Annotated in this window: 16 protein-coding genes; 10 read left to right on the forward strand and 6 right to left on the reverse strand. The window is 67.1% G+C overall.

What is annotated here, in order from left to right; translation table 11 throughout:
* Positions 1 to 10: 10 nt before the first annotated feature.
* From V9K97_RS07620 to V9K97_RS07630, 3 genes are read right to left on the reverse strand one after another with little or no spacing between them, the layout of a single operon-like run.
* Complete coding sequence (locus V9K97_RS07620; protein ID WP_337317312.1) at positions 11 to 841, reverse strand: BPSS1780 family membrane protein; 831 nt, start codon at positions 839 to 841, stop codon at positions 11 to 13.
* Between the two features lie 9 nt (positions 842 to 850).
* Positions 851 to 1897, reverse strand: a complete 1047-nt coding sequence (locus V9K97_RS07625) for a homoserine kinase (RefSeq protein WP_337295462.1) — start codon at positions 1895 to 1897, stop codon at positions 851 to 853.
* 43 nt (positions 1898 to 1940) lie between these two features.
* The gene (locus tag V9K97_RS07630) at positions 1941 to 2303 is read right to left on the reverse strand and encodes a hypothetical protein (protein WP_258504958.1); all 363 of its coding nucleotides are present in this window, start codon (positions 2301 to 2303) and stop codon (positions 1941 to 1943) included.
* Positions 2304 to 2400: 97 nt separating this feature from the next.
* On the opposite strand from V9K97_RS07630, the gene polA reads away from it, so the two are divergent.
* Positions 2401 to 5223 (forward strand): DNA polymerase I, encoded by a 2823-nt coding sequence (gene polA, locus V9K97_RS07635; protein ID WP_337317313.1) that lies wholly within the window; start codon positions 2401 to 2403, stop codon positions 5221 to 5223.
* Here the strand turns inward: polA and V9K97_RS07640 are convergent.
* Entirely contained in the window at positions 5179 to 6726 is a 1548-nt protein-coding gene (locus V9K97_RS07640; protein ID WP_337317315.1) for an MFS transporter, read from the reverse strand. The genes polA and V9K97_RS07640 overlap by 45 nt on opposite strands.
* 83 nt (positions 6727 to 6809) lie before the next feature.
* Between V9K97_RS07640 and V9K97_RS07645 the strand changes: the two genes are divergently transcribed.
* Genes V9K97_RS07645 through V9K97_RS07655 form a run of 3 tightly spaced genes read left to right on the forward strand, consistent with a single transcriptional unit; the run spans position 6810 to position 9970 of the window.
* Complete coding sequence (locus V9K97_RS07645; RefSeq protein ID WP_337317316.1) at positions 6810 to 7772, forward strand: LysR family transcriptional regulator; 963 nt, start codon at positions 6810 to 6812, stop codon at positions 7770 to 7772.
* The gene (locus V9K97_RS07650; protein WP_443302842.1) at positions 7769 to 9064 is read left to right on the forward strand and encodes a M20/M25/M40 family metallo-hydrolase; all 1296 of its coding nucleotides are present in this window, start codon (positions 7769 to 7771) and stop codon (positions 9062 to 9064) included. The genes V9K97_RS07645 and V9K97_RS07650 overlap by 4 nt, the downstream gene beginning before the upstream one ends.
* Before the next feature lie 3 nt (positions 9065 to 9067).
* Entirely contained in the window at positions 9068 to 9970 is a 903-nt protein-coding gene (locus tag V9K97_RS07655) for a LysR family transcriptional regulator (protein ID WP_337317318.1), read from the forward strand.
* Positions 9971 to 9985: 15 nt separating this feature from the next.
* On the opposite strand, the gene V9K97_RS07660 is transcribed toward V9K97_RS07655, so the two are convergent.
* Entirely contained in the window at positions 9986 to 11308 is a 1323-nt protein-coding gene (locus V9K97_RS07660; RefSeq protein WP_337317319.1) for a D-amino acid dehydrogenase, read from the reverse strand.
* 132 nt (positions 11309 to 11440) lie between these two features.
* Here V9K97_RS07660 and V9K97_RS07665 point away from each other — a divergent pair, with 132 nt between their 5' ends.
* The 5 genes from V9K97_RS07665 (at position 11441) to V9K97_RS07685 (ending at position 15544) form a co-directional block, all read left to right on the forward strand.
* On the forward strand, positions 11441 to 12328 hold the full coding sequence (locus V9K97_RS07665; RefSeq protein ID WP_126749783.1) for a transporter substrate-binding domain-containing protein: 888 nt from the start codon (positions 11441 to 11443) through the stop codon (positions 12326 to 12328).
* Positions 12329 to 12346: 18 nt separating this feature from the next.
* Positions 12347 to 13084 (forward strand): aspartate/glutamate racemase family protein, encoded by a 738-nt coding sequence (locus V9K97_RS07670; RefSeq protein WP_258504970.1) that lies wholly within the window; start codon positions 12347 to 12349, stop codon positions 13082 to 13084.
* A 131-nt stretch (positions 13085 to 13215) separates the two neighbouring features.
* A complete protein-coding gene (locus V9K97_RS07675) occupies positions 13216 to 14115 on the forward strand; it encodes a dienelactone hydrolase family protein (protein WP_337317321.1) in 900 nt (299 codons plus the stop codon).
* A gap of 105 nt (positions 14116 to 14220) precedes the next feature.
* Entirely contained in the window at positions 14221 to 15195 is a 975-nt protein-coding gene (locus tag V9K97_RS07680) for a ZIP family metal transporter (protein ID WP_337317323.1), read from the forward strand.
* A gap of 133 nt (positions 15196 to 15328) precedes the next feature.
* On the forward strand, positions 15329 to 15544 hold the full coding sequence (locus tag V9K97_RS07685) for a hypothetical protein (RefSeq protein ID WP_126749779.1): 216 nt from the start codon (positions 15329 to 15331) through the stop codon (positions 15542 to 15544).
* Positions 15545 to 15569: 25 nt separating this feature from the next.
* Here the strand turns inward: V9K97_RS07685 and V9K97_RS07690 are convergent, their stop codons facing one another.
* Positions 15570 to 16751, reverse strand: a complete 1182-nt coding sequence (locus tag V9K97_RS07690) for an NAD(P)/FAD-dependent oxidoreductase (protein ID WP_337295452.1) — start codon at positions 16749 to 16751, stop codon at positions 15570 to 15572.
* A 201-nt stretch (positions 16752 to 16952) separates the two neighbouring features.
* Between V9K97_RS07690 and V9K97_RS07695 the strand changes: the two genes are divergently transcribed.
* Entirely contained in the window at positions 16953 to 17675 is a 723-nt protein-coding gene (locus V9K97_RS07695; RefSeq protein WP_337317324.1) for a helix-turn-helix domain-containing protein, read from the forward strand.
* Positions 17676 to 17750: the final 75 nt, after the last annotated feature.

The raw sequence follows: 17750 nt of genomic DNA on the forward strand, positions 1-17750 counted from the left end.
GGGGCTCGCCTCAGTTCGGGTCGAAGCTGTCGCGGAAGGTGAACCAGGTCGAGCTCATCGACATGGCCGCGAGCACCAGCGCCGAGCCCACGATCAGCACATTGCCGATGGCCGCGGCGGCGCCGCCTCCGCCCACCGAACCGACACCGATCAGCACCGTGGCCACCAGGCCCATGCCGATGCCCGCCAGCAGGAACACGCCGAGCCATGCGAGGCCGAACAGCGCATAGGCGCCGAAGTTGCGAAACACCGCGACCACGCTGAAGAAGATGCTCTTCACCGGCTCCACGCCATGCCAGTGCACCAGCGCCGGCGCATGCCACATGGCCAGCGACAGAGGCAGGTTCAGGCACATCAGGAACATGCGCGCCACCTGGAAGTCGCTGCTCGCCATGATCTCGGGCGTCAGCGCTTCGTCGAGCAGGTAGGCCTTGGCCAGCTGCCCGCCGTCGATGAACGAGGTCAGCAGCACCGCGAACACGAAGTACACCGCGGAGATCACACCCAGCTTGACCAGCGAGCGCCATTCGGTGCGCATCGCGGCAATCACTGCCACGAACATGGCGGAGCCGGTGGGGCGCTGTGCGTGGCCGGTGGTGCCGATGCCCTCGGCGTTGTCGGTGTAGGCGATCGAGGTGGCAACCATCAGCCCCAGCGTCATGAAGGGCAGCAGCACCGGCGCCAGCACGCTGCCGAGCAGCGGCAGCAGCGACACCGTCGAGATCAGCGCCATCAGCAGGAAGAACAGCGAAATGAAGGCGAGTGGCTGCCGCCAGAAGGTCTTGAGTCCGAGGCGGACCCATGTAGCGCCGGTTCGCGCCGGCACGAGGTTGAGTTTCATTTTTAAGGGTCAGGCGGCCAGCGGCTCGAGCGATTGCGCCATGGCATGCGGATGGGAGGCGCGCCCGCGCAGCACGCGCTCGAAGTGGGCGGGATCGTGCGGCTTCAGCATGCTGGCTTCGCGCGGAAGATGAAAGTCCCAGAGCCGCGAAATCCAGAAGCGCAATGCCGCAGCGCGCAGCATGGCGGGCAGCAGGGCGCGTTCGGAGGCATTCAGCGGACGCACGGTTTCGTAGGCGGACAGCAGCGAGTCCGCGCGTTCGGCGTCGTGCTCGCCGGTGGGCAGGTCGATGGCCCAGTCGTTCAGGCACACCGCGAGGTCGAACAGCCAGGTGTCGGTGCCTGCAAAGTAGAAGTCGAACACGCCGGTCAGGCGCGGCGCCGCGGCGGCGTCGTCGCCGGTTGCGAACATCACGTTGTCGCGGAACATGTCGGCATGCACCGGGCCGCGCGGCAGTGCGGCATAGGCCGAAGTATCGGCCACATGGTTCTGGTAGGCCAGTTCGGCGCGCAGCAGTGCGGCTTGGGACTCGTCGATGTAGGGCAGCACCACGGGAACGGTCTCGTTCCACCACGCCAGGCCGCGCAGGTTCGGCTGGATGCGCGGAAAGTCGCGCGCCGCCAGGTGCATGCGCGCCAGCATTTCGCCCAGCTGGGCGCAATGCGCAGTGCCCGGCGCCAGTTCGCTGCGGCCCGAGAGCCGTTGCACCAGTGCGGCCGGCTTGCCCGCCACCTTGAGCAGCAGCTCGCAAGGCGCGTTCGCGGGAATCGTCAGCGCATGGCCCGACGGCGGCGCAATGGCCGGGTCGGCCACGGGTTCCGGCACCGGCAGGCCGCGGCCTGCCAGGTGCTTCATGAGACAAAGGTAGTAGGGGAGCTGCTCGGCGCTGAGGCGCTCGAACAGGGTCAGCACGAACTCACCGGTTTCGGTGGTGGCGAAGTAGTTGGTGTTCTCGATGCCGCCCTCGATGCCGCGCAACTCGCGCAGCGGGCCCAGGCCCAGGCGCTGCACGAGCGCGTCTGCCTCGCCGAATTCGACTTCGGTAAAAACTGCCATGGCGGTGCTCAGCGCTGCGCTGACGATTGAACGCGCAGCACGGTCAGAACTTCATCACGTTCCAGACGCGCGGGCCGTTGCCGTTCGAGTCGGCCGAGCCCGGGCGTGCGGTGCCTGCGTCGTTGGGCAGCACTTCATAGCCGGGCACGTTGGCCTTGGGCTTCACGTTGATGCTTTGCGTGCGGCCGCCGTAGCGGACCTCGTCGACCGAAGCGCCGCTGTCTTCGGTGTGGATGTGCTCGACCTTCTGGTTGCGTCGGCCGTCGGGTTGCTCCTGATTTTGTAGCGGCTCGGCGGGTGCAGGCGCCCGGGCGGGTGCGGACTGCGCCTGAACGGCGGCAAAAGGAGCGGCAAAGGCCAGCGCCAGCAGAATGCGGCGGGCGACCAGGAGTGTGGGGCTAGGCATGCCAGGATTGTAGGCTTGGCGCCGCTTTCGAGGTGTCGGTCGCCAGCGTACGCCGCCGTGGTTCAGGGCGCCGCGCCGGGCACGGCAAAATGGCCTGATGACCGACAAGAAAACGCTGCTGCTCGTCGATGGCTCGAGCTATCTCTACCGCGCCTTCCATGCCATGCCCGACCTGCGGGCCGTGCCCGGCGACCCGAAGAGCCCGGCCACCGGCGCCATCCGCGGAATGATCAACATGATGACGGCGCTGCGCCGCGAGGTTCGCGCGGACTACGCGGCCTGCATCTTCGACGCGCCGGGCAAGACGTTCCGCGACGACCTGTATCCCGAATACAAGGCCAACCGCTCGCCGATGCCCGACGACCTGCGCAGCCAGATCGACCCCATCCACCAGGTGGTGAAGCTCATGGGCTGGCCCGTGCTCTGCGTGCCCGACATCGAGGCCGACGACGTGATCGGCACGCTGGCCAAGACGGCCGCGGCGCAGGGCGTCGAAGTGATCGTGTCCAGCGGCGACAAGGACCTGAGCCAACTGGTGGACGAGCACATCACCATCATCGACACGATGAACGGCAAGAAGCGCGACGTGGCCGGTGTCACGGCGGAATTCGGTGTGCCGCCCAACCTGATGATCGACTACCAGACGCTGGTGGGCGACGCGGTCGACAACGTGCCCGGCGTCGAGAAGGTCGGCCCCAAGACAGCGGCCAAATGGTTGCTCGAATACGGTTCGCTCGACGCGCTGATCGAACGCGCCGCCGAGGTGAAGGGGCAAGCTGGCGAGAACCTCCGCAAGGCACTCGACAAGCTGCCGCTGAGCCGCCAGCTCGTCACCATTCGCACCGATTGCGACCTGGCCGGGCACGTCGCCGGACTGCCTTCGCTCGAAGGGCTGCCCGTGGGCGCGCCGCAAACGGCCGAGCTCAAGCCCTTCTACGAAAAGTTCGGCTTCAAGAGCCTCGTCAAGTCGCTCGAGGCCATGGAAGTGCCGCCCGAGCTGATCGAGGAAAACATCAAGAAGCAGCAGGCCCGTGGCGGCGCTGCGAGTGCCGACCAGGGCGGCCTGTTCGATGAATCGTCGAACCTGGGCGCCATCGAAGCTGCATCGCCCGCGAGCAACCTGAAGTACGAAACCATCACGACCTGGGAGCAGTTCGACGCGTGGCTCGCAAGGCTGGAGGCGGCCGACCTGGCCGCCATCGACACCGAGACCACGTCGCTCGATGAAATGGTTGCGCAGATCGTGGGCGTGAGCTTCAGCGTGGAGCCCGGCGAGGCGGCCTACGTGCCGCTGGCGCACAACTACGGCGATGCGCCCGCACAGTTGCCCATCGACGAAGTGCTCGCCAGGCTGAAGCCGTGGCTCGAAAACCCCGAGAAGAAAAAGCTCGGCCAGCACATCAAGTACGACCGCCACGTGTTCGCCAACCATGGCATCGAAGTGCAGGGCTATGCGCACGACACCATGCTGCAAAGCTATGTGCTCGAAGCGCACCGGCCGCACGGGCTCGCGAGCCTGGCCGAGCGCCACCTGGGGCGCAGCGGCATTTCATACGAAGACCTGTGCGGCAAGGGCGCGCACCAGATTCCGTTCAGCCAGGTCGAAATTGCCAGGGCCGCCGAGTATTCATGCGAGGACAGCGACCAGACGCTCGACGTTCACCTGGCACTCTGGCCCCAGATCGAGCGCGACGAAAAGCTTCGCTTCATCTATCAGCTCGAAATGGATTCGAGCGAGGCGCTCTACCGCATCGAGCGCAACGGCGTGCTGATCGATGCGCCCACGCTCGCCGCGCAAAGCCATGAGCTCGGCACGCGCATCATGGCGCTGGAGCAAGAGGCCTACGAGATCGCCGGGCAACCGTTCAACCTGGGTTCGCCCAAGCAGATCGGCGAGATCTTCTTCACCAAGCTGGGCCTGCCGGTGATCAAGAAAACGCCGAGCGGCGCGCCGAGCACCGACGAAGAAGTGCTCGAGAAGCTGGCCGAGGACTATCCGCTGCCGGCCAAGATCCTGGAGCACCGCGGCCTGTCCAAGCTCAAGGGCACGTACACCGACAAGCTCGGCCAGCTGGCCAACCCGCGCACCGGCCGCGTGCACACGCACTATGCGCAGGCAGTGGCGGTTACCGGGCGGCTGTCGAGCAACGATCCCAACCTGCAGAACATTCCGATCCGCACGCCCGAAGGCCGCCGCGTGCGCGAAGCTTTCATTGCGCCGCCCGGCAGCGTGATTGCAAGCGCGGACTACTCGCAGATCGAGCTGCGCATCATGGCGCACATCAGTGGCGACGAGTCGCTGTTGCGCGCGTTCCGCGAAGGCATCGACGTGCACCGCGCCACTGCGGCGGAGGTGTTCGGCTCCACGCCCGACCAGGTGTCGAGCGAACAGCGCCGTTATGCCAAGGTGATCAACTTCGGGCTCATCTACGGCATGAGCAGCTTCGGGCTGGCGCGCAACCTGGGCATCGAGACCAAGGCCGCGGCTTCGTACATCGAGCGTTACTTTGCGCGCTATCCGGGCGTGAAGGCCTACATGGACGAGACCAAGGCGCTCGCGAAGGAAAACGGCTATGTCGAGACCGTGTTCGGCCGGCGCCTGTACCTGCCCGAGATCAATTCGCCCAACGGCCCGCGCCGCGGCGGCGCCGAGCGCGCGGCCATCAACGCGCCCATGCAGGGCACGGCGGCCGACCTGATCAAGCTCAGCATGATCAAGGTGCAGGACGTGCTCGACGCCGAGAAGCGCGCCACCAAGATGATCATGCAGGTGCACGACGAACTGGTGTTCGAAGTGCCCGAGGCCGAGGTCGAATGGGTGCGCACCGAAATCCCGCGCCTGATGGCCGGCGTGGCCGAGCTGAAGGTGCCGCTGCTAGCCGAGATCGGCATCGGCCCCAACTGGGACAAGGCCCACTGAGCGCCGGCCGCGCCTGAAGAAGGCGTGGCTCGCGAGTGCCAGCAATCCCACGCCGACGCCGGCGTAAAGCATCACGTCGCCAAAGCCCTGGCGCAGGGCGGCCTGCGCTAGCGCCGGCGCAGCCGCATCCGGCACGATGTCCAGCTTGCCCGCTGCCACGCCCTGCGCCAGTTGCAGCAGTTCGCCGGCACCGGCGCGCAGGCCGGCTTCGCCCAGGTGGCGCGCAATGCCGCTCACAAGCACGAAGCCCATCAGCGCGATGCTCAATGCGAGCGTGATCAGCCGCGCGCTGAAGTCGATGCCCGAGGCCATGCCCGCGCGCGCGGCCGACACCGCGCCGGTGCTCGTGTTGGTAACGGGCGAGTTCGTGAGGCCGAGCCCGACGCCCGCGGCAAGGCAGGCGGTGATCACCACCGCATCGACGCCGCGCGCATTGCCCGCGGCCATGAGCAGGAAGGCCACGGCCATCAGGCCGAGGCCGCCGGGAATCACCCGCTCGGCGCCATGGCGCAGTGCCAGCCGCTCGGCCAGCGGCGGCACCAGCAGCGTGGGCAGCGTGTAGGCCAGCAGGGCCCAGCCCGAGTGCATCAGGTCATGGCCGAGCGCCGACTGGAAGTAGATCGGCAGGTAGATCATGAAGGGCCAGAAGCTGAGGTTCATGCCCACCGAACCCATCATTGCGCCGTTGAAGCGGTGGATGCGAAAGACCGAAAAGTCGAACATGGGGTGCGCACTGCGCCGCTCGGCCGCGACGAACAGCGCGAGGAACGCCAGCGCGCCCGCCAGCAGCGCCAGCCCCACGCGGTTGCCGAAGCCCTGCACCGTGCCCAGCGTGATGAAGTACACCAGCGCGAACACCGCAAGCGTGAGCGTGAGCATGCCCGCCACGTCGAGGCGGTGCGCATCGGGGTCGCGCGATTCCTGCACGCTCGCGTGCACCAGGCCCAGCGTGAGCAGCGCCAGCGGCGCGTGCACCAGGAAGACCCAGCGCCAATCGGCCAACGCCACGATGGCGGCGCCCACCAGCGGACCGAAACCCAGCCCGATGCCCGCAACCACGCCCCAGACTGCAAAGGCGCGCGAGCGCGCCGCCGGTTCACGGAACTGCTGCGACAGGATGGCGAACTGGCAGATCATCATGGTGCCGGCGCCCACGCCCTGCACGAAACGCGCGGCAATCAGGAGCGGCGCGCTCGTCGCCCAGCCGCACGCCAGCGACGCCATGCCGAACAGCCAGAGGCTCGCCACCAGCACGCGGCGGCGGCCATACCGGTCGGCCAGGGTGCCGGCCGCCATCAGCACCGAGGTGCAGGCCAGCGTGTAGGCATTCATGATCCATTGCGCGTCCTGGAAGTCCGCGTGCAGCACGCGCTCGAGCTCCGGAAGGATCACCGGCACGCTGGAGATCTCGAGCCCGAACATGAGTGCGACAAGGCAAATGGCAGTGAGCGCGGCAGCATCGCGGCGCGGGTTGGTAGTTGAAGCAGTAGAAGACGTTGTCATGCCACCATCTTGCAGGGAATCAGTTTCTTCATTGAGGACATCGATTCAGCAGATTCGGGAACCAAAAGGCACAATCCCAAGCCATGACCGATCGTTTCGATGGCATCCAGACTTTTCTCGAGGTGGTCGAAAGCGGCAGCCTCACGCTCGCGGCCGAGCGGCTGAACCTCACGCGCTCGGCCGTGGGCAAGGCACTCGCGCGGCTGGAGGCGCGGCTCGGCGTGCGCCTGCTCCAGCGCACCACCCGCAGCCAGACCCTGACCGAGGAAGGGCAGGCCTACTACGAGCACTGCCTGCGTGCGCAGGCCGAGCTCGAGGCCGCGGAGTCGGGCCTCGAAAGCGGCCGGCGCGAGCCGCGCGGCCGCCTGCGTGCCAGCCTGCCGCTGGCCTTTGGACACCACCACGCGGCGCCGGCGCTGCTAGGCCTCATCGAACGCTATCCGCAACTGCAGGTGGACATTGCCATCAGCGACCGCGTGGTCGACCTGGTGCAGGAGGGCTACGACCTGGCGGTGCGCATCGGCGAACTGCCCGACACCGACCGGCTGGTGGCCCGCCGGCTCGGCGAGCAGACCATGAGGCTCGCGGCCGCGCCGGCCTACCTGGCGCGCTTCGGGCGGCCGGCTGACGTGGCCGCGCTGGCGCAGCACCGGGGCATCGACTATTGCGCTCCTGGTCAGTCGCAGCGCTGGGAACTGCGCGATCCGCAAGGCCGCGCGCACACCGTGCATCTGCCCTGGCATGCGCGGCTGAACGACCTGCAGGCGGTGGCCGACGCGGCCATTGCAGGTGCCGGGCTCGCCTGGTTGCCGAACTGGCTGCTGGCACGCTACGTGCAATCCGGACAGCTCGAGCCCGTGCTGGCCGACCACCGCGCCGCGGCCATGCCCATTCACGTGCTGTGGCCGCGCTCGCGCCACATGCCCGCCAAGACGCGCTGCGCTGTCGATGCGCTGGTCGCCGCGATGCCGGCCTGCATGGAAGAATGCCGAACCCGCCCGGTGTCCACCGTGCGGACCAGAAAAACACAAGGAAGCCGTTCATGACCCTGTTCCCCGTTCGTTCCTGGTGCCGCGCAGGCGGCGCACTCCTGATGGCCGCAGCCTGCCAGGCCGCGCTGGCCGCGCCCGACGCGCGCATCGCCTCGCTGGCGGCCGAGCAGAAGCAGCCGCTGCTCGATTCGCTGTCGCAGCTCGTGGGCATCGAGTCCGGCAGCCGCGATCTTGAGGGGCTGGAGAAGATCTCCGATCTCATCGCCGGCAAGCTCAAGGCGCTGGGCGGCGAGGTCGAGCTCATCGACACCAGCGCCGAGGCCTACCGCATGGAGGACACGCCCGAGAAGATGGGCCGCGTGGTGCGGGCCACCTTCAAGGGCACGGGCAAGAAGAAGATCATGCTCATTGCGCACATGGACACGGTCTACACCGTGGGCATGCTCGGCAAGCAGCCGTTCCGCGTCGAAGGCGACAAGGCCTACGGCCTCGGCATTGCCGACGACAAGCAGGGCGTGGCGGTCATCATCCACACAGTAGCAATGCTGCAGGCGCTCAAGTTCAAGGAATACGGCACGCTTACCGTGCTGATCAACGGCGATGAGGAAATCAGTTCGCCGGCGTCGCGCGGGCTCATCACACGGCTCGGCGGCGAGCACGACGCGGTGCTGTCGTTCGAGGGCGCCTCGGTCAAGGAAGACAAGCTTTCGCTTGCCACGGCGGGCATTGCCTCGGTCACGCTCAACGTCGCGGGCAAGGCATCGCATGCGGGCTCAGCGCCCGAGCTGGGCGTGAACGCGCTCTACGAACTCTCGCACCAGGTGCTGCAGATGCGCGACCTGTCCGACCCGGCAACGGGCCTGAAGATGAACTGGACCATCTCCAAGTCAGGCAGCAACCGCAACGTGATTCCGGCCAGTGCCACCGCCAGCGCCGACGTGCGCGTGCTGAAGGTGAGCGACTACGACCGCATCGAGCAGCAGGTGCAGGAGCGCGTGAAGAAGCAGCTGATTCCAGAGGCCAAGGTCGAGCTGAAGTTCGAGCGCCGCCGTCCGCCGCTCGAAGCCACCGACGCCTCGCGCGCGCTGGCCGCGCACGCGCAGCGCATCTACAAGGACGAGATCGGCAAGCCGCTGGGCGCCGACGACAAGGCCGCCGGCGGCGGTACCGATGCGGCGTTTGCCGCGCTCAAGACCAAGGCCCCGGTGGTCGAGCGCTTCGGCCTGCAGGGCTTTGGCGCGCACTCGGCCGACGCCGAATACGTGCTGATCGATTCCATCGAACCGCGGCTCTATCTTGCGACCCGCATGGTGATGGACCTCTCTCGCAACAAGATCGGCAACTGACCGATGCGGCTGCGCCATATCGAGGTCTTCAACGCCATCATGCTCACGGGCAGCGTGAGCGCGGCGGCGCGGCTCATCAACATTACGCAGCCGGCGGTGAGCCGCACGCTGCAGCATGCCGAGCTGCAACTGGGCTTTCCGCTGTTCCAGCGCGCCAAGGGCCGGCTCACACCGACCACCGAGGCGCTCACGCTGTATCCGCACATCGAGCGGCTGTTCGCGCAACTCGACGAGGTGCAGCGCCTGGCGGCCAACCTGCGCGCGGGCAGCGATACCGGCGAGCTGCGCATCCTGAGCGTGCTGGCACTGAGCTACGAGGTGCTGCCGCGCGCGCTCAAGGCCTTTCGCGAAAAGCATCCGGGTTATTCGATCACCGTCGAGTCGCTGCATTCGCCGCAGATCATGTCGGCACTGCTGCTGCAAGAGGCCGACGTGGGCTTTGTCTTCAGCCCTGCGGTGCACCCCTCGCTCACGCAGGAAACGCTTGCGGACACGCGCATGGTGTGCATCGCGCCGAAGGGCATGCTTCCGCGCGCGCTGGTGCGCAATGGGTCGGTGGCGCTGCATGACCTGGTAGACCGGCCCGTCATCGGGCTGGACAGCCGAGACCCGGTGGGCACCAGCCTGAGCCAGGCCTGCCGCCAGGCCGGCGTGGGCTTTCAGCAGGCGGTGGTCACGGTGCAGACGTATCACGCCGCGCTGTCGATGGCCCACCACGGGCTGGGCGTGGCGCTGGTCGATGGCTGCACGGCACGCTCGGCCGACGGCGCCAAGGTCGACGTGCTGGCGCTGGAGCCGCACATTCCGGTGCCGGTGCGCGCATTGCGTTTTGCGGGAAAGCCCGATTCAGTGGCGGTACGCGGCATTACGCGCTGCATGCGCGAGGCGATAGAGCAGGCGGCCTGAGCCTCGTGGCGTGGCTCAGGCTGCGGCGGGCTCCAGCGCATCGGCAATCCGCCGCGCGGAGCCGAAGGCCAGCGTGAAGCCCAGCGCGCCGTGCCCGGTGTTGAACAGCATGTTCGAAGGCGCGCTCGGCAGCCGCCCGATGATCGGCAGGCCTTTCGGCGTGGCCGGGCGCATGCCCGTCCACGGATGCAGTTCTTCGAGCGGGCTCGCATGCGGGAACACGGCGCGTGTCGCGGCCGCCAGCGTTTCGATGCGCGTCGCCGGAATGCTCGCGTCGTGCCCCACGAGTTCCGCCATGCCCGCCACGCGCAGCCGTGAGCCGATGCGCGCGAACACCACCTTGCGCGCGCTGTCGGTCACGTTCACGCTGGGCGCTGCGCCGGGCGAAGGATCGACATCGACCGTGATGCTGTAGCCCTTGAGCGGGTACACCGGCAGGTAGGCGCCCAGCGCGCGCCCGAGCTTGTGCGAGGCCGATCCCAGTGCCATGACGAAGGCGTCGGCCTCCACGTCGCCATCGCTCGTTTTCACGGCGGCCACGCGGCCGTCGCTGCGCGCGAAGCCGTGCACGTCGGCGCCGAGCAGAAAGCGCACGCCGCGCCCGCTGAGCACGCGCATCAGTTCGGCGCAAACCTTCAGGCAATCGGCCGCGCACTCGCTGGGCGTGTAGACGGCCCCGGCCATCTGGCCGCGATAGCCGGCGAGCGCGGGCTCGATGGCGGCGCATTCGTCGGGCGACACGATGCGCTGCTCGCTGCCCATGGCGCGCTGCAATTCGAGCTGCGCGCGTGCGCCTTCGAGCGATTCGGGGCTGGCATAGAGCACCAGCTTGCCGGTGGCGGAAAAATCGCAATCGGGCGCAACGTCGGCCTGCATGGCCTCGAACCCGCTGCGGCTCAGCGCGGCCAACGCCAACAGCTGCGCGGTGGTGTCCCGCGAGGTCTGCGCATTGCAGGCCGCAAGAAAGGCCAGGCCCCAGCGCCACTGCAGCGGATCGAGTTGCGGGCGCAGCTTGAGCGGGGAGGAGGGCGAGAGCAGCAGCTTGGGCAACTGCTTCCAGATCGACGGATCGGCCAGCGGCTGCACGTACGAGTAGCTGAGCTGCGCGCCGTTGCCGCCGCTCGCGCCCGCACCAGGGGCCGCGCGGTCGATCACCGTGACTTGATGGCCCAGGCGTTCGAGTTGCCAGGCGGTGGCCAGGCCCACGATGCCGGCGCCGAGCACACACACATGCATGGAGGCAACTTTCCGAAAGAGGGGAGCAAGAGAGGGGAGTGCTGAATGTAGGCGCGCGCACGCCAGCCCGGAAATGCCAAAAGCGCGGTAGCCCATAGCCAAAGCGCATGCCTTGGTGCCCGCTCTTCCTAACCCATAACCTTTGGGTATGGCCTAGGGTTCATTTGGAATTGTCGCCATGTGTCACTCCTTCTTACACTGGCCGCTCTGTTCAACCAACTGAAGAAGGCTCGCATGAAACTCTCCGCATTGATGGCCGCTGCTGCCGTGGTGCTGCTTACCGCCACCGGCGTCCAGGCCGCCGACACGCTGGCCAAGATCGCCGAGTCCGGCAAGATCACGCTCGCCTACCGCGAGTCGTCGGTGCCCTTCAGCTACCTGGACGGCCCCAACAAGCCGATCGGTTTCTCGGTCGAACTTTCCAACGCCGTGGTCGAGGCGGTGAAGAAAAAGCTCAACAAGCCCAACCTGCAGGTACAGCTGATGCCAGTGACCTCGCAGAACCGCATTCCGCTGATTACCAACGGCACGGTGGACCTGGAGTGCGGCTCCACCACCAACAACACCGCGCGCGGCAAGGACGTGGCCTTTGCCGTCAATCACTTCTATACCGGCACGCGCCTGTTGACCAAGAAGTCTTCCAAGATCAAGGACTACGCCGACCTGGCCAAGAAGACGGTGGCCAGCACCACCGGCACCACCAACGCGCTGGTCATGCGCAAGTACAACACCGAGAAGAACCTCGACATGGACATCGTGCTCGGCAAGGACCACGCCGACGCCTTCCTGCTGGTGGAAAGCGACCGCGCCGTGGCGTTTGCCATGGACGACATCCTGCTGTTCGGCCTGATTGCCAACGCCAAGAACCCGGCCGACTACGAAGTGGTGGGCGAGGCGCTGCAGGTCGAGCCCTATGCCTGCATGCTGCCCAAGGACGACCCGGCCTTCAAGAAGCTGGTGGACGACACCTTCATCGGCATGATGAAGAGCGGCGAGTTCGAGAAGCTCTATACCAAGTGGTTCATGTCGCCGATCCCGCCGAAGAACGTGCCGCTGAATCTGCCCATGAGCCAGCAACTCAAGGACAACCTCAAGACGCCGTCCGACAAACCGGCGACCTGACGCGAGCGGACGTACGCAATGGCTTCGACGAACGTAGTGGGCATTCTGGGCGGCATGGGCCCTGCGGCGGGGGCGGACTTCGTCCGGCTCTTCGTGCAGGCCTGCGCCCAGCAGATGCGCGCTCGCGGGGAGCCGGTGCGGGACCAGTCCTTTCCGGAGCACTGGCTGGCGCAGGTGCCGGTGCCTGACCGAACCGACGCGCTGGGTTCGGCAGAAACCGGCGCGCACCAGCCGCTCGAGCCGATGCTGCAGGCACTGGGGCGGCTGGCCGCGCTGGGCAGCCGGGCCGTGGCCATTGCCTGCAACACCGCGCATGCCTGGCATTCGCGGCTGCAGGAACGTTTTCCGCAAGTGGAACTGCTGCACATGGCGCGCGAGGTGGCGCAGCATCTTGCCGCGCAAGGGGCAGGCAATGTGGCGCTGATGGCCACCGAGGGCACCTACCGCGTGCGCCTCTATGAACATGCGCTGGCCGAGGCGGGGCTCGACTGCCTTGTGCCGCTGCAGGAAGAACGCCGCATCATCACGCGCGGCATCTTCGACGGCGTGAAGGCCGGGAACATGCGCCTGGCCGAAGAATGTTTTTCGCAGGTGGCGCTGCGGCTCGCGGAACGCCACGGGCCGGTCACCATCATCATGGGCTGCACCGAGGTGCCGCTCGGCCTGCAGGGCTCGGCCGCGGTCGCCGGGCTGAACCTGGTCGATCCGGCGCAGGTACTGGCCGCCGCATTGGCGCGCCGCGCCTATCGGGACTGAAGACTTTAGGCCGCACTGCAACCCTGTTGACATCCGGGCCCTTGGGATACGGACCGCGCTGAATTCGCCTACATTGCGGCGTGCGTTTTCACGCATGCCCCTTGTCCGACGATTCAACTGGAGCCCTTCCCATGTCCCTTCGCGACGACAGCCGTTCCGATTTCGACTCGCTTCGCCCCGGCGAGAGCACAGAGCAGGGCGCCACGCGCCGCACCGCACTCAGGGCCGCCATTGGCGTGGGCTATGCGGCCGCCGTGATGCCGGTCATGGCACAGACGGCCATCAGCACCTCGGCCGAGGGCCTGAAGGCCGGGCCGATCAAGTACACCGTCAACGGCTTCGAGGTGCCCGCCTACGCGGCCGCGCCGGCCGGCAAGACGGGCCTGCCCGTGATCCTGGTGATCCAGGAGATCTTCGGCGTGCACGAATACATTGCCGACACCTGCCGCCGCTTTGCCCAACTTGGCTACCTGGCCATTGCGCCCGAGCTCTATGCGCGCCAGGGCGATCCGCGCGGCTACACCGACATTCCCAAGCTGCAGGCCGACATCGTGACCAAGGTGCCCGATGCGCAGGTCATGGCCGACCTGGACGGCGCGCTCGCGTATGCCGCGGCCAACGGCGGCAATGTTGCCAAGGCCGGCATCACCGGCTTCTGCTGGGGCGGCCGCGTCGTGTGGCTCTATGCCGCCACCGGCAAGGTCAAGGCCGGCGTAGCCTGGTACGGCCGCCTGGTCGGCCAGCCGAGCGAATTGACGCCCAGGCACCCCGTCGATGTGGCGGCCAGCCTGCAGGCGCCGGTGCTCGGCTTGTACGGCGGAAAAGACCAGGGCATCCCGCTTGACACGGTTGATAAGATGAAAGCAGCGTTGGCAAATGGAACCCCGGCTGCCAAGGCTTCGAGCTTCGTCGTGTATCCCGAAGCAGGCCACGCGTTCCATGCCGACTACCGCCCGAGCTATGTAAAGAGCGCGGCCGATGACGGATGGCAGCGAGCCACGGCCTGGTTCAAAGCCAATGGCGTCGTCTGACGGCAGCCTGTAGCCACTCACCGCCGAAGGCCGTCCACGCGACGGCCTTTCTCTTTTTATGAACGTTGTCGGGCATCGGTGCCCATCGAAATTGCGCAAGCAGCTATGAATTTGATAGTGATCATCGCGGCGACCCTGGTTGCCGGCATCGGAAGCGTGTGGCTCGCGGCCTTGCTCTTGCGCGTGGGCGTGCGCAGCGGCTCGGGCGGAGTGAATTCGCAGCACCTGCTGAGCCTGGCCGCAGGGGCGCTGCTTGCCACCGCGTTCATGCACCTGTTGCCCGAGGCCTTCGAAAGCCGCATTCAGCCCGCGCTGCTGTTCGGCGTGCTGCTGTTCGGCCTGGTGTTCTTCTTTCTGCTCGACAAAGCCGAGCTCTGGCACCACGGGCACGAGCATCACCATGGCAGCCCCGCGCCGGGGCCGGTCGGCGCAGGGCACCAAGCGAATCACGCCGCGCACGATCATGCGCACGGCCACGCCCACGACCATGACCACGCCGACCATGGCCATTCGCACAGCCACGCGCCTCGCGCGGGCGGCGGCTGGGCCGTGCTCACCGGCGACAGCGTGCACTGCTTCGGCGACGGCATCCTGATTGCGTCGGCCTTCATCGCGGACATCCGCCTTGGCCTGGTGGCCGCCATTGCGGTGCTCGCGCACGAGGTGCCGCACCACATCGGCGACCTTGTCGTGCTGCGCCAGAGCTCGGCCAACCAGCGCGCGGCGCTGGTCAAGGTGTCGCTCGCCGGCACCATGACCATGCTGGGCGGCATCGTCGGATGGTGGCTGGTCGACCAGCTGCACGGCTGGTTGCCTTACTTCCTGGTGCTGGCCAGCAGCAGCTTCGTCTACGTGGCGCTGGCCGACCTGATTCCACAATTGCAAAAGCGCCTGCCCGCGCGGCAGACCGCGGCGCAGATCGTGTGGCTGGTGGTGGGCATCGCACTCGTCACGCTCGTGAGCCGGCTTGCGCACGGCGAGCACGGCCATGGCCATTCGGAACACGGTCACGCCGAGCACGGTCACTCGGAGCACGGCCATTCTCACGAAGGCGAAGGAGCCCCGGCGCACAAGGACTGACCTACAGCGCCGGCTCGATGGATACGTTCCGAAACCGACGCTGTTCCGGGGAATTGACGCACGGCACCTGAAAGAGGTGCAACATTGGGGGTCTGACGAATGTCTCGCTCATCCCATCGCCGAGGAACCGATCATGAACAACGTCGACGCCAAGAAGCGCCCCGCTCCGCCATCGCCCGAAGATGACGACGACGATTCGCCTGTCGACGACTTCGAGGAATCGGAATCGGAAGCCGCGGACGACCTGTCGGATGCAACCGGCATCGACCTGACCGATGCCAGCGAACTCGACGCCGACAACGTGCCGGCGGACGAAGAGTTTGCCCGCGTGATGAACGCGCCCGACTAAGCCGCTTTCGACGAGCTCTCTCGAGCTATCCAGCTGTTGCCGCAGCCGCTGCTGCCGCTGCTGCACGCAAGCGCTGCGGGCCGAGCATTTCGGCCGTAAGACCGAAGCCCGCAATGCGCTGCGGCACAGGCAGGCCCCGCGCGAGTGCCGCACATGCCTCGCCCATGGCTGCCGAAGTCTGGATGCCATAGCCACCCTGCGCCGCAAGCCAGAAGAAGCCCGGCGCCTCTGGCTCGAAGCCGCCCACCAGGTCGCCGTCGGCCACGAAGGAACGCAGGCCCGCCCAGGTGCGGGTGGGGCGGCGAATGGTGAGCGTGGTGGCTTCCTCGATGCGGTGGATGGCGAAGGCGACGTCCAGCTCTTCGGGCTGCACGTCCTGCGGTTCGACCGGATCGGCATTGGCCGGAGAACCGAGCAGCATGCCGGCGTCGGGCTTGATGTACCAGCCTTCATCGGCGCTGAACACCATGGGCCAGTGCGCCACGTTGCTGCCTTCGGGCGGCGCGAAGATGAAGGCCGAGCGCCGCCGCGGCTCGATGCCGATGGGCCGCACGCCCGCCAGTTGGGCAATGGTGTCGACCCACGCGCCCGCCGCGTTGATGACCACCGGCGCTTCGTAGACGACGTCGCCTGCCGTCACGCGCCAGCGGTCGTCCACGCGCTCGAGCGCGGTCACGCCGGCGTCGCACACCAGCTTGCCGCCGGCCTGCCGCATGCCGCGCAGGTAGCCCTGGTGGATGGCGTGCACGTCCATGTCGGACGCATCGGGCTCATAGACACCGCCCGCCACCTGTTCGGGCCGCAGCGCCGGCACCATCTCGATGGCTTCTTCGCTGCTGAGCCGCTGTGCGCCGGTGTTCATGGCGCGCAGCACCTCCCAGTGGGCTTCGAGCTCGGCCACATGATCGGCGTCGGCCACCATCAACGCGCCACGCGGCGTGAGGAGCGGGTGCTCGGCAAAGCCCTCCGGCGGATGTTCGAGAAACGCGCGGCTTGCCATGGTGAGCGCGCGCACCTGCGCCGTGCCGTAGCTTTCCATGAAAAGCGCGGCCGAGCGGCCGGTGGAGTGGTAGCCGGGCTGGGCCTCGCGTTCGAGCAGGATCACGCGGGCATGCGGCGCGAGCCAGTAGGCCACCGAGGCACCGGCAATGCCGCCGCCAATCACGAGATAGTCGGCCGCAACGGGCGCTGGTGTATTGGAAGTCATTGGCGGAGTGTAGGTAAAAATTTGCGTATACGCAAATTTGCCCCGGGCCCGCCGAGAGGAGGTGGGACGCACCATGGTGGTGAAATTTGCGTCTTCGCAATTTGCGCATACGCAATTTCCGTGCATCGGCTGCGGGCACCGTGGCACGGATTCGGGCACTGGACTGGCAGAATCGTGCTGCACTACAAGAGAAAGCCAAGCGTGAATCCACACACGGGCAACAAGCCGCGAGCCAAGCCGGGGACGAAGCCGAAGGACGAACAGCCGGCGCTGGACCGCACCACCTTTGGCAACCGCCTGCGCACCGCGCGCAAGCGCTTCGGCTGGACGCTGGCGCAGCTGGCCGAGCGCTCGGGCGTGTCGATCACCACCATCTCGCGCGCGGAACGCGGGCAACTCGCGCTCGGGTACGAGAACTTCACCGCGCTGGGCCGCGCGCTCGAGATGGACATGAACGCGATGTTCGCGGGTGCCGGCGTCAAGCCCGCGCAGCTCGACGGGCCGGTGGTCACGCGCGCGGGCAAGGGCGTGGTGTACCGCGGCCTTTCAATCGCCTACGAGTTCCTGGGCACCACGGCCGCAGGCAAGCAGATGAGCCCGATCGTCGGCACCGTGCACGCGCGGCGCATTCACGGGCCCGAGGACTTCGTGAGGCATGCGGGAGAAGAGTTCGCCTATGTTCTTTCGGGTGAGATCGAAGTGCATTTCGACAACGGCAAGGTGGTGCGCCTTGCCCGCGGCGACTCGCTGTACTTCGACAGCCGCATCGGCCACGCCTACGTGAGCGTCAGCCGGCAGCTTGCAAAGATCGTGGGCATGACGACGGCGGAAAGCGGGCACATGAAGTCGGCGCGCGAGGCGCCCGCCCCGAAGCCGGTCCGCAAAGCCGCGGCAGGCATGCCCCGAAGCACCAGGAAGGATTGAAGAAACGCCTCTTGCAGGATGGGCCTCATTGCGATGGCGGACCTCGCCATGGCACTGTCGCCAATTTGCAGCAAG

It is taken from the genome of Variovorax sp. CCNWLW186, from assembly GCF_037203865.1.
GTDB lineage: Bacteria > Pseudomonadota > Gammaproteobacteria > Burkholderiales > Burkholderiaceae_C > Variovorax.

Coding starts and splice junctions, on each gene's coding strand:
- V9K97_RS07620 (WP_337317312.1), bottom strand. CDS start 841: ATGAAACTCAACCTCGTGCCGGCGCGAACCGGCGCTACATGGGTCCGC.
- V9K97_RS07625 (WP_337295462.1), bottom strand. CDS start 1,897: ATGGCAGTTTTTACCGAAGTCGAATTCGGCGAGGCAGACGCGCTCGTG.
- V9K97_RS07630 (WP_258504958.1), bottom strand. CDS start 2,303: ATGCCTAGCCCCACACTCCTGGTCGCCCGCCGCATTCTGCTGGCGCTG.
- polA (WP_337317313.1), top strand. CDS start 2,401: ATGACCGACAAGAAAACGCTGCTGCTCGTCGATGGCTCGAGCTATCTC.
- V9K97_RS07640 (WP_337317315.1), bottom strand. CDS start 6,726: ATGACAACGTCTTCTACTGCTTCAACTACCAACCCGCGCCGCGATGCT.
- V9K97_RS07645 (WP_337317316.1), top strand. CDS start 6,810: ATGACCGATCGTTTCGATGGCATCCAGACTTTTCTCGAGGTGGTCGAA.
- V9K97_RS07650 (WP_443302842.1), top strand. CDS start 7,769: ATGACCCTGTTCCCCGTTCGTTCCTGGTGCCGCGCAGGCGGCGCACTC.
- V9K97_RS07655 (WP_337317318.1), top strand. CDS start 9,068: ATGCGGCTGCGCCATATCGAGGTCTTCAACGCCATCATGCTCACGGGC.
- V9K97_RS07665 (WP_126749783.1), top strand. CDS start 11,441: ATGAAACTCTCCGCATTGATGGCCGCTGCTGCCGTGGTGCTGCTTACC.
- V9K97_RS07670 (WP_258504970.1), top strand. CDS start 12,347: ATGGCTTCGACGAACGTAGTGGGCATTCTGGGCGGCATGGGCCCTGCG.
- V9K97_RS07675 (WP_337317321.1), top strand. CDS start 13,216: ATGTCCCTTCGCGACGACAGCCGTTCCGATTTCGACTCGCTTCGCCCC.
- V9K97_RS07680 (WP_337317323.1), top strand. CDS start 14,221: ATGAATTTGATAGTGATCATCGCGGCGACCCTGGTTGCCGGCATCGGA.
- V9K97_RS07685 (WP_126749779.1), top strand. CDS start 15,329: ATGAACAACGTCGACGCCAAGAAGCGCCCCGCTCCGCCATCGCCCGAA.
- V9K97_RS07690 (WP_337295452.1), bottom strand. CDS start 16,751: ATGACTTCCAATACACCAGCGCCCGTTGCGGCCGACTATCTCGTGATT.